Annotated in this window: 12 protein-coding genes; 8 read left to right on the top strand and 4 right to left on the bottom strand. The window is 43.3% G+C overall.

Annotated features, from left to right (window positions below; translation table 11 throughout):
• From AB4407_RS16835 to AB4407_RS16820, 4 genes are all read right to left on the bottom strand, one after another.
• On the bottom strand, positions 1 to 452 hold a 452-nt coding region (locus tag AB4407_RS16835; RefSeq protein ID WP_372121376.1), incomplete at its 3' end, for a helix-turn-helix domain-containing protein.
• Positions 453 to 750: 298 nt separating this feature from the next.
• Positions 751 to 2,475, bottom strand: coding sequence for an ATP-binding protein (locus tag AB4407_RS16830; RefSeq protein WP_372121375.1), 1,725 nt, complete (start codon positions 2,473 to 2,475; stop codon positions 751 to 753).
• A complete protein-coding gene (locus AB4407_RS16825) occupies positions 2,475 to 3,659 on the bottom strand; it encodes an FIST signal transduction protein (protein WP_372121374.1) in 1,185 nt (394 codons plus the stop codon). The genes AB4407_RS16830 and AB4407_RS16825 overlap by 1 nt, the downstream gene beginning before the upstream one ends.
• 115 nt (positions 3,660 to 3,774) lie before the next feature.
• The gene (locus AB4407_RS16820; RefSeq protein ID WP_372121373.1) at positions 3,775 to 4,140 is read right to left on the bottom strand and encodes a hypothetical protein; all 366 of its coding nucleotides are present in this window, start codon (positions 4,138 to 4,140) and stop codon (positions 3,775 to 3,777) included.
• Positions 4,141 to 4,392: 252 nt separating this feature from the next.
• On the opposite strand from AB4407_RS16820, the gene ccoN reads away from it, so the two are divergent.
• From ccoN to AB4407_RS16780, 8 genes are all read left to right on the top strand, one after another.
• On the top strand, positions 4,393 to 5,826 hold the full coding sequence (gene ccoN, locus AB4407_RS16815) for a cytochrome-c oxidase, cbb3-type subunit I (RefSeq protein WP_009846707.1): 1,434 nt from the start codon (positions 4,393 to 4,395) through the stop codon (positions 5,824 to 5,826).
• An 11-nt stretch (positions 5,827 to 5,837) separates the two neighbouring features.
• Positions 5,838 to 6,458 (top strand): cytochrome-c oxidase, cbb3-type subunit II, encoded by a 621-nt coding sequence (gene ccoO / locus AB4407_RS16810; protein ID WP_372121372.1) that lies wholly within the window; start codon positions 5,838 to 5,840, stop codon positions 6,456 to 6,458.
• A gap of 9 nt (positions 6,459 to 6,467) precedes the next feature.
• The gene (locus tag AB4407_RS16805; RefSeq protein ID WP_004742291.1) at positions 6,468 to 6,644 is read left to right on the top strand and encodes a CcoQ/FixQ family Cbb3-type cytochrome c oxidase assembly chaperone; all 177 of its coding nucleotides are present in this window, start codon (positions 6,468 to 6,470) and stop codon (positions 6,642 to 6,644) included.
• Positions 6,644 to 7,618 carry a cytochrome-c oxidase, cbb3-type subunit III gene (gene ccoP / locus AB4407_RS16800; protein ID WP_372121371.1) on the top strand — a complete coding sequence of 325 codons (975 nt, stop codon included), beginning with the start codon at positions 6,644 to 6,646 and terminating at the stop codon, positions 7,616 to 7,618. Before AB4407_RS16805 ends, ccoP begins: the two co-directional genes overlap by 1 nt.
• An 86-nt stretch (positions 7,619 to 7,704) precedes the next feature.
• A complete protein-coding gene (locus AB4407_RS16795) occupies positions 7,705 to 8,184 on the top strand; it encodes a FixH family protein (protein WP_372121370.1) in 480 nt (159 codons plus the stop codon).
• Between the two features lie 5 nt (positions 8,185 to 8,189).
• Positions 8,190 to 10,562 carry a heavy metal translocating P-type ATPase gene (locus tag AB4407_RS16790; RefSeq protein ID WP_372121369.1) on the top strand — a complete coding sequence of 791 codons (2,373 nt, stop codon included), beginning with the start codon at positions 8,190 to 8,192 and terminating at the stop codon, positions 10,560 to 10,562.
• Positions 10,562 to 10,798 carry a cbb3-type cytochrome oxidase assembly protein CcoS gene (gene ccoS, locus AB4407_RS16785; RefSeq protein WP_372121367.1) on the top strand — a complete coding sequence of 79 codons (237 nt, stop codon included), beginning with the start codon at positions 10,562 to 10,564 and terminating at the stop codon, positions 10,796 to 10,798. The genes AB4407_RS16790 and ccoS overlap by 1 nt, the downstream gene beginning before the upstream one ends.
• Positions 10,788 to 11,462, top strand: coding sequence for a sulfite exporter TauE/SafE family protein (locus AB4407_RS16780; protein WP_372121366.1), 675 nt, complete (start codon positions 10,788 to 10,790; stop codon positions 11,460 to 11,462). Before ccoS ends, AB4407_RS16780 begins: the two co-directional genes overlap by 11 nt.
• The last annotated feature ends 58 nt before the right edge of the window (positions 11,463 to 11,520 follow it).

The raw sequence follows: 11,520 nt of genomic DNA, 5'->3' as shown, positions 1-11,520 counted from the left end.
CCTTCAAACCAGTCATGATGGGAGCCGTCAATTTGGATAAGTTCACCCAAGCAATCACGACGGTAACGTGGCTGATAGACTCGAGGTTTTCGTTGTGCATGTGGAAGCCACAGTCCGTCGGCGATCATCCATTGACGTAAAGTTTCGTTCGATACGGGTAAGTTGTGCAGCTCAGATAATTTTTCTTGAGCGAGTGTTGGTGAAAAGTCGCTGTAGTTTTCGCGGACAAGGCTTAACACCGCGTTTCGATAATCACTGGAATACCTATGGTTGCTAGGCTTACCGCGAGCGCGATGAGCCAATCCGCTTGCGCCGTATTTACGAAGTCGGTTCATCAAGCGTTGGATATGACGGACACTCAAGCAGAGAATCTCAGCAGCATCAACTCGACGTATCCGTCGCTGACACACATCTTCAATTACTTTAAAACGATTGATCTCTGAATCACTCATAGTCACCAGCATGTTGTTATGTCCATAGCGTTACCAATATCAATTAAGTCTAGTGGTGATGAGCTAAAGGGACATTTTAACTTTGGAAAATAGTGACATTACAACTTTGCGCCTACACTTTCAGTGCGCATTATGTATATTATGTTAAATTGAGTTTGGTGTTTATAAGACAGGTATCTTTATGTGATGCCCTGCCTCTTGTTTGACTACTAAACTGACGTTCTATTTAACAGCAAGTCTATTTACCATAAAATACCTAATAAACATATTTCCTAATCTTCGATTAAGAATACGTTTATTAGACTTCAAGCATTAACCTATCAATTGCTTCAATGATCTCTTTGGTTCTTACAGGTTTGGTAATGAAATCATTCATACCGACATCTAAACAAGAAAATTTATCTTCTACTGATGTGTGTGCCGTTAGCGCGACGATTGGTGTTTTGATGTTTGCGTCTCTCATGTATTTGGTTGTGGTTATTCCGTCCATAACTGGCATCGACACATCCATCAAGATAATGTCTATCGGATCATTACCTCTTTCGACAAAGCCAATGGCTTCTTCACCGTTGCTTGCGATGAAAACTTCGTGGCCTTGCCGCGCAAGGATCAATTGAATCACCATCTGATTCGTTGGGTTGTCTTCAACAACTAACACTGAATAACGGGTTCTTGGAACTTGCGAGTATTTATCTTCTGCAGCATGATCTTGATTGTTCGTCACTCTCGTTAAAACTGGTAACCGCACTTCAAATTTCGAGCCTTTTCCTGGCTCACTCCCGACCGATATACGCCCGCGCATCAGTTCTACTAGTCGTTTTGTTATTGCTAAACCTAAGCCGGTGCCACCAAATCTACGTGTGATTGTGCTATCGGCTTGCACGAACGGACTGAATAATGACGAAAGTTGCTGTGAGCTGATGCCAATTCCGGTGTCTTCTACGCTAATACGGAATGAACTGTGCTGGTATGTAATAGAAACATGTACATGCCCGTGTTCAGTGAACTTTATTGCGTTACCAATGAGATTAAAAAGGATCTGTGCTAAGCGACTTGGGTCGATGTAATGTAGTTCACCTTCTGGAATGTCGCTAGTTAGGGTTAACGACAACCCTTTATCGTCTGCTATCTTCTTTTGTTCAGATAAAACAAAAGTTACAGTGTCTCTTGCGTTGCTCCATTGAGGAGCCAACGAGAAGCATCCAGATTCAATCTTTGAAAAGTCCAATACATCACTGATGATCGCCAATAGGAGTTCAGATGATGTACTCATATTTAACAATATAGACTGTTGTTCATCATTCAGCGGTGTGGACTTTAGCGTGTCGATTAAGCCTATGGTAGCGTTTAGCGGCGTTCTTAACTCATGACTCATCATTGCTAAGAATTCAGATTTGGCTTTGTTGGCTCTTTCTGCGTCTTTTCTTGCTGCTACGAGTTCTGCTGTACGTTCTCGGACTGTCGCTTCAAGTTTTTCTTTGTTTTCAATATCGAAAACAGCACGCTCAATCAGCGGTCGAAATCGGTTTAGAGTGGCTTTGGTTTCAATACTAAAGTGTTTGGTATTGGAATGGATAAAGATGATAACGGATTGTGTTAGCCCGCTATCAATACCAGTAATCAGTACGGAGTTAATTTGGTCTAGGATAATGGGATGCAAAGTGCTGAATTCACCCAGAGATTTGGGTTCAAAAAGAATGGCACATTCTCCATTAATGACTCGCGATAGCTTGCCACAATCTGTCCAATTCATTTGTTCGAATACTTTGTTATTGGTTAACAGGGTTTTGAAACTACCTTCATTCCCTACTCTTGATACCACAATAAAATCATCAAACTTTATGTATTTTTTGAGTGCGAATTCGAGACTAGAAAATATTTCAGATATGTTACTCGCCTTACTGATCGCAGAGATAGTCGATAGGATCACCCTATTCTCTTCAGCTAATTTACGTTCACGGACCTTTAGTTTTTGGAGTTCAATACGAGCTTCTTGCAGCGCTTCCTGGTCTTCAGTATCCATTACTTTTTCAGCCTATAAAACGTTGCAGACGATACCATCAAATTTCCGTGCGCATTCTCACCACCAGAGAGTCTGCCTTGCTCACCAAACGTAAATGGACATATGTATGGAAGCCCACCAAGTGCGTGATTGATTTGGTCACAAACCTCATCCATATCTTGTTTTAGGTGCAGCATTGGTCCTGCACAGAATATGTTGATCGCCCCTAATTTTTCTTCAAGATCCATATCATTATAGTAAGACGAATGAATGATGTTAGCGGCACGGCTGATAAGTTGTTGCTTAGAGCCTTGCATCAAATAGATGGTGTCACCTTCATTGATATCAGTGAACAACTCGATACCGTTACACTCAGTTTCCCTGATCGAATGCGACAACTTGAAATATGGGTAGTCGTAAGAAGAACCGACCTTTCGACCTAATGGATAAACTGTCGACTTTTCAAAAATATACCCATCATCACTGCCACCTAAATGAAAATTAGTCCATTCATTATAAACGGTGGTCGCAGGCCTATGGTCGATCTCTAACAATATTCGATTTCTTACTTTGGTGACGGTGCCTGAATACTGGGTGGGTGTATGACCGGCGCTAAAAGATGAATAGATGGATTGTGACGCAAAAAACACCGTTAAAGAGACGCCATTAATAGCAAGAGCTTCTTCGGTAAAGATACTCCAATTTCCAGACACTTGATTGTCTGCTGCGCTTCCACCAATAATCGGCACCTCTGTGCCAAATTTGTTATCGATAGCCGCCATCACCTTCTCTTCATTACCAGGGGTGGAATGGAGCAAGATAAGATCGGGTATTTCACCTTCTCGGTTGGCGTTCTTTAATGCTTTATCGATGGCGCTGAACGTACTACGTTCTATGGAATCGCCAAAGTGACTGATGCCGGTACCGTAGGCATTGATCCCGGAATCATAGATGATGAGTATCCCAATCACAGGGCCTGAATGGAACCCTGTTTCGGTCATAATACCGTGACAAGTGGTGCAGCCGTGTATTGGTGTATTCGGGAGCGCATCTACGAAATATCTCTGCACAGCAAGTGTGGAGTACTCTTCGGTGCAGTAGCAGATAAGACAGGCAATATCGTCAGGGTTTGCCACCCCACTGAGCAGCTCATCTACTGCGATTTTATCGTCTAGGGAATAAGAGACTTTTGATAGAAATTTCATAGATCTCGGAAGATTTTATTAATGCTCTCTTTATAACACTTTTATACAATCTATTTCACTGACTTAGTACATATTTCTATCAAAAGAATTGAGGTGAGACTAACTCGTTACTGTGTTATTCCTTAGAAAGGTTTACAGAAAGTGTCGATATCTGTTGTGGAAATGTAACCGTTATTGAGGAGTTCTGAGCGTTCGTTCGTAACAGCCAAATTGATGCCCCTTTTTCTTCTAGAGTTCCGCTCTCATTATAGTTAATGATAAATTTACCAGTTTTAGATGTTTCGATCGAATACCCCAGGTTATCACCTGAAATTAAAACATTATGTTTATCAATAGTAATTTGGCAAGGTTTAGAAATTATACAGTTTACTGTTTCGTCATTATCGTATGTCACTGTTCTCCAAGTAAATGCAGCTATTAAAATAACCAACATGACGATAATTTGAACAAGCCTGCCTTTTGTTAGCTTTTGTGCCGCCATTATAATCTTTACTCCTTGTTACAAAGTTCAAAGTTTTTAAATAAAAATCCAATTCCAGACCAAGCGTAAGGTTACTACTCTGTCATTGATTTGTTAATTCAAGTATAGTGTCGCGTTGAAAATGCCACTTTTTTTTAAAATCAGCAAGTGGAAATAAAGCTCTGAATAGGCTGAATTTCCTTTTCTAATTTGGGTGGCATTACGACGCGAGTCGTGTTGGAAGTAAAGTGTAGTAAATAAGAAATTGGAAGCATGCAAATGAGCCAAGAAAAGCAGCTTGAACAAAACTACAACTATACGGTCGTCCGTCAATTTACCCTCGTTACAATTTTGTGGGGTATTGTCGGTATGGGCGTTGGTGTTTTGATTGCCGCTCAATTAGTTTGGCCACAGCTAAACTTTGATACGCCGTGGCTGACGTACAGTCGTTTACGTCCCCTGCATACTAATGCGGTTATTTTTGCGTTCGGTACAAGTGCGCTGTTTGCAACATCATATTATGTTGTGCAACGTACCTGTCAGACGCGTCTCTTTGGTGGCCCTCTCGTAGCCTTTACCTTTTGGGGTTGGCAAGCGATTATCCTGTCCGCTGCAATTACTTTACCGTTAGGTTTAACCTCTGGTAAAGAATACGCAGAACTTGAATGGCCAATCGATATTGCTATTACTCTTGTGTGGGTAGCTTATGCGGTCGTGTTCTTCGGAACTATGATTAAGCGTAAGACATCGCACATTTATGTAGCTAACTGGTTCTTCGGAGCCTTCATCATCACGGTTGCCGTGTTGCACATCGTTAACAGCCTGGCTGTTCCTGTATCTGCGTTTAAATCGTACTCGATTTATTCCGGTGCGATCGATGCAATGGTGCAATGGTGGTACGGACACAATGCGGTAGGCTTCCTATTGACAGCTGGTTTCCTAGGTATGATGTATTACTTCGTTCCTAAACAAGCTGGTCGCCCTGTTTACTCTTACCGTTTGTCGATTGTTCACTTCTGGGCTCTTGTGTCTCTGTATATTTGGGCTGGTCCTCACCACCTACACTACACAGCACTTCCAGACTGGACTCAGTCTCTAGGTATGGTTATGTCTTTGGTTCTGTTTGCTCCTTCTTGGGGTGGCATGATCAACGGTATTATGACTCTATCTGGCGCGTGGCATAAGCTTCGCTACGACCCAATCCTACGTTTCCTAATCGTTTCTCTATCATTCTATGGCATGTCGACTTTCGAAGGCCCTATGATGGCAATCAAAACGGTTAACGCACTATCTCACTACACGGACTGGACTATCGGTCACGTTCACTCTGGTGCGTTAGGTTGGGTTGCAATGGTTTCTATCGGTTCGGTTTACCACTTAGTTCCTAAACTATTTGGTCAAGAGCGTATGTACTCTGTATCTCTAATCAATGTTCACTTCTGGTTAGCAACGATTGGTACGGTTTTCTACATTGTAGCAATGTGGATCTCTGGTGTGATGCAAGGTCTGATGTGGCGTGCAGTTAACTCTGACGGTACATTAACTTACAGCTTCGTTGAATCTGTAGAAGCGTCTTACCCGTTCTACTTTGTGCGTTTCTTAGGTGGTTTCATCTTCCTATCTGGTATGTTCTTAATGGCATACAACACGTACAAAACTGTTTCTGCACCTAAAGATAGCCTTAAAGCTATCCCTCAACCGGCTTAAGGAGATTTAGAATGAGCTCAAATTCAAATAATCGCCATGAGTTGGTAGAGAAGAACGTTGGCCTACTGGCGATCTTGATCGTTATTGCTATCAGTTTTGGTGCTTTAGTAGAAATTACCCCTCTTATTTTCCAAAAGCAGACGACTGAACCTGTAGAAAACCTACGCGTTTACTCTGCTCTGGAAATGGAAGGTCGTGATGTTTATATTCGTGAAGGTTGTAACGTATGTCACAGCCAAATGATTCGTCCTTTCCGCTCTGAAACTGAACGTTACGGTCACTACTCTGTAGCTGGCGAAAGTGTTTGGGAACACCCATTCCTATGGGGTTCTAAGCGTACTGGTCCTGATCTAGCGCGTGTTGGTGATCGTTACTCTGATGAGTGGCACCGTGTTCACCTTATCGACCCTCGCGAACTTGTTCCTGAATCAAACATGCCTGGTTTCCCATGGCTTGCTGAGAATGTACTTGATGGCAAATTGACTCAACAGAAGCTTGAACTCTTCCGTAATCAATTTGGTGTTCCTTACACAGACGAACAAATTGCTAACGCTAAACAAGATGTTGAAGGAAAAACAGAGATGGATGCAATCATCGCTTACCTTCAATCGCTTGGCCACGCAATGAAATAAGGAATAATTATGGACATTATTACATTTCAAAGTGTTTGGACTGTTACTGTTTTTGCTTGCTTCATCGGCATCGTTTGGTGGGCATACGGCAAAAACCGTAAATCACGTTTCGACGAAGATGCGAACCTAGTGTTTGCAGACGACGAGCCAGCAACAAGTTCTAAAAATGAAGGAGTGACAAAGTAATGAGTACATTCTGGAGTATCTGGGTTAGTGCGATTACGATTGGTACCCTAATTGGTTGTGCTGTCTTGCTTCGTTGGTGTTTTAAAGATCGAACTGGCGTAGAAGAAGGTCATGATATGGGCCATGAATACGATGGTATTCGTGAGCTTAATAACCCACTACCAAAATGGTGGACATACCTTTTCATCAGTACGATTGTGTTTGCAGCGGTTTACCTTGCTCTATACCCAGGCCTTGGCAACTTTAAAGGTCTACTCGGTTGGACAAGTTCAAACCAAGAAGTTCGTAGTATTGAAGAGTCTCGCTCTGCAATTGCTGCTGCGCAAGCAAACAAGCAGTTAGATGCGTACGCGAAAGAGCTTGATGATGCAAACACCTACTTTGGTGAAGCATTCAGAAAGCTAGCTCACGACGAAAATGGTTTACGTTCTATCCCTGACATTGCATCAGATTCTGACGCAATCAAAGTCGGCCAGCGTTTGTTCCTGCAAAACTGTTCTCAGTGTCACGGCTCTGATGCTCGTGGTCAAAAAGGTTTTCCTAACCTAACTGATGACGCATGGCTATATGGTGGTGAACCACAAGCTATCGTGACAACAATCATGCATGGTCGTGTTGGCCAAATGCCTGGCTGGAAAGATGCACTTGGTGAGCAAGGCGTTAAAGAAGTGGTTAGCTACACGCTTAGCCTTTCTGGTCGTAGCGTAAACGCTCGTGAAGCAGAAGCGGGTAAAGCTCGCTTTGTAGTGTGTGCAGCGTGTCACGGTACTGATGGTAAGGGTAACCCTGCTGTTGGCGCTCCTGACCTGACTGACCGCGATTGGTTGTTTGGTGATTCTCGCGCAGATGTAACTGAAACAGTTATGTACGGACGTTCTGGCGTAATGCCTGCTTGGAAAGACATTCTAGGCGAAGACAAAGTACAGCTAGTTTCATCTTACGTGTGGAGCCTAAGCAACTCGGATAATAAGTAACATTTCAATAACAGCCTCTTTCTAAGAGGCTGTCTTTCCTTTATTTTATAACCCCCTTCTTTTTATTCTTTTTTGAGATCTTTTTTATGGTAAAGCCTTGGTATAAACAGTTTTGGCCGTGGTTCTTAATCGCGCTGCCAGCGACAGTAGTTATTTGGACCATTTTGACGGTTATCGTGTTTTCACAAAACTCTGTAGACCTAGTGACTGAGGATTACTATAAAAAAGGAAAAGGCATTAATGTCGATATTTCAAAAGTAAATATTGCAAAGGAACTCGGTCTTTCTGCTTCAGTTAACGAGAAAGGTAATTCAGTTGTCATTACTCTTGAGAAAGGAAAGCTCGATCACTTCCCTGCTATTAATGCGATGTTTGTTCACAGAACACTGCCTGACCGCGATTTCACTCAACTACTGACAGCAGATGCGAAAGGTAACTACACCATGACTTTGGACCACGAAATGCAAGGACCATGGTTTATTGAGCTTTCTCCGCATGATTCTGAATGGTTAGTGCAAGGTCGCATGAACTTCCCTATTGATACTCCTACTCAACTAACGAATTAAAGCTTATGTGTGAATCCTGTTATCATTGCGGTGAAGATGTACCAGCGGAAACGGATTTTAAAGTAGAAATCTTAGGATCGGTTCGTCCGATGTGTTGTCCGGGTTGCGAAACCGTAGCCCAGACAATCATAGATAGCGGTTTGGTCTCTTATTACCAATACCGTACTGCTCCGGCTGAAAAAGCAGATCTGGTACCAGAACAACTTCTGGCTCTCTGCCACTATGACAATGAAGATGTTCAACTTGAGTTCGTCCGTAACTCCGAAAACATCTCAGAGGTGACATTGTCACTAGATGGTGTCTCTTGTGCGGCTTGTGCTTGGCTTATTGAAAAGCAAGTTTCTTCAAAGCTTGGCGTTGTGAGTATTCGTGTTAATACCACGACCAACCGCGCTTTGCTTAGTTGGGACAACACTCAGGCCAAACTGAGCGAGTTGTTATCCGCGATTCATAGATTGGGCTACAAAGCTGCACCATTCGAGGCTGACCAACAAGAAGCCGCTTATCATCGTTCGATGAAGAACTACTTGTATCGCCTCGGTGTTGCTGGCCTAGCGACTATGCAAGTCATGATGCTTGCAGTGGCTCTATATCTTGAAGTGTTTGGTAACCTTGAGCCTGAGTTTAAAAACTACTTCCGTTGGGTCAGCTTGATCTTCGCAACGCCAGTACTGCTCTACTCTGCATTACCGTTCTATATTAATGCTTGGCGTAGTATCAAAGGCCGAACCTTAGGCATGGATGTTCCTGTGTCGATTGCTTTGTTATTTGCTTACGTTGCGAGTTTGGTGGCAACGGTAACAGAGCAAGGCGAAGTGTTCTTTGAATCTATCTCGATGTTTACCTTCTTCTTGCTTCTAGGACGTTTCTTAGAGATGAGAGCGCGTCGTAAGGCAGCAGCTGCGAGTGGTAACCTGCTTAAGCTGGTTCCTGCAATGGCAACAACGTTGGACGGTGAGCAAGTTCCGGTAAAAACCTTGAAGGTTGGCGACCAGATTCGCGTTCTTCCTGGCGAGCACATTCCTGCGGATGGCAAAGTGCTGTCTGGCCGAATCCACATCGATGAATCTATGCTGACTGGCGAATCTATCCATGTGGTGAAAAACGAAGGCGATACCGTCTTTGCTGGCACATTGAATGGTGATGAATCGTTTGAATTGGAAGTGATGACGTCTAAAGCGGATTCCGTGATTTCCAATATCGTACGCCTACAAGATGAAGCGCAACTGTCAAAACCTCGCATCGCAGAGATTGCCGATGTGGTGGCTCGATACTTTGTTGCGGTTATCCTGATCATTTCTTTTGGTACTTGGTTCTACTGGCACCAAACACGTCCAGAAGATGCTTTCTGGATCATGCTTTCAGTATTAGTGGCGACCTGCCCTTGTGCTCTATCGCTTGCAACACCGACCGCGATTACGTGTTCAACCTCTCGTATGGGTAACTTCGGCATCTTGCTGCGCAAAGGCCATGTGTTTGAAACCTTGTGTAAAGTGAATCACTTGATCATAGATAAAACAGGTACATTGACCGAGGGTGATATTCGTATCAGCCAAGTCGAAACCTTCGCAGAACTTGATAAAGACACATGTCTAAAAGTAGCGGCGAGCCTAGAGCAACATGCTAACCACCCTATTGCGAAAGCGTTCAAAACTCATACTTCAGATGATATCGAAGTCGAGTCGGTGAACAACGTGATTGGTTCGGGCATTACTGGCGAGTGGAATGGGCAAGAAGTGGCGATTGGTAGTAGTGAGTTCATTCTAGGTGAAGCTCAGCCGTCCGAAAGCAATGGTATTTACTTGTCGATGTCTGGTCGACATATCGCAACATTCACTTATGAAGATCCAATTCGTAAAGAAAGTATCGAGTTTATTAAAAAGTTTAAAGAAGCGGGAATCAAAACGACCCTGCTCACTGGCGATTCTTTGATTAATGCAAAGCCTGTTGCTGAAGAGATCGGCATTACTGATATTGTTGCTAACGCAAAACCAGAAGACAAACTGGCGTATCTGAACTCTAGAGACGCAAGTGATATCACCATGATGGTTGGTGACGGTATTAACGATGCACCTATTCTTGCTGGTGCACACCTTTCGGTTGCGATGGGTGGCGGTACCGACGTGGCAAAAGCCTCAGCGGATATGGTGTTATTGGGTGACAAACTCGATAGATTACTTAAATCTCGTACATTGGCGCTTAAAACGCGTAAGATAATCCGTGAAAACTTAGCGTGGTCGTTGGGGTATAACTTACTTATTCTTCCATTGGCCGTTGCTGGTTTGGTTGCTCCATACATTGCTGTTGTTGGCATGTCTGCTAGCTCTATTATTGTTGTGTCTAACTCGTTAAGGCTTTTAAAAGAGCAAGGTAAATAATGGAAAGTTTATACATACTTATTCCAATTGCGATCGTACTTGTGTGCATCGCTGTCGGTATCTTTCTATGGGCCGTTAAGAGCGAACAGTTTGAAGACCTTGAGCGTCAAGGCCACAACATTCTGTTTGATGAAGACACTAATGCTCATCATCATTCTGAGAGTAAACCGGTTAAGACAGAGAAAGCTAACGTAGAAAACCAAACTAACTTAGACAAAAAGAACGATGACGCCTGATTGGATCGGAGCCTTTGTTGTTGGATTGATTGGCGCTGGTCACTGCATGGGAATGTGTGGTGGCATTGCGTCGCTGCTTTCAATTGGCAACAGTAAACCTTCCCCTGTCATTCCCCTGCTTTATAACCTAGGACGCTTACTAAGCTACGCCGTGATTGGCGGTGTTATTGGTGGTGCAATCTCATCGATAGGTCAGTTGAGCGATCTCAATGCTTTGCTAGGTTGGCTGCGGTTATTTGCTGCTGGCTTTATGATCGTCTTGGGTTTGTATATCGGTAAGTGGTGGTTCGGCTTGTTGTTCTTTGAAAAGGTTGGACAGAAGCTATGGCGCTACATCTCCCCTTTAGGTAAATCATTTTTACCCTTAAAGCACCCTAGCCACGCTCTACCATTTGGTTTCATTTGGGGCTGGTTACCATGTGGTCTTGTTTATTCTATGCTTACATGGGCGGCCGTATCAGGAAGTTGGTATAACGGAGCGGGTATCATGCTTGCTTTCGGTTTAGGAACCCTCCCAGCGATGCTCACGGTTGGAATGGGTGCAAACTTCCTCAAAAAATTGCAACAAGCTGACTTATTTCGTCAGTTTGGTGCAATTTTAATCCTCATTTACGGCTTCTATACCGGTTATATGGCGCTACAGCTTATCATTTATACCGTATAGTAGCGTCTTTAATCCGGTTTTTTTACTACACTTTAGGATTAAGGAATGCTAAAATATT

Source organism: Vibrio sp. 10N.261.46.E11 (assembly GCF_041472735.1).
Taxonomy (GTDB): Bacteria; Pseudomonadota; Gammaproteobacteria; order Enterobacterales; family Vibrionaceae; genus Vibrio.
This window is presented reverse-complemented; position numbering and strand designations above follow the sequence as displayed.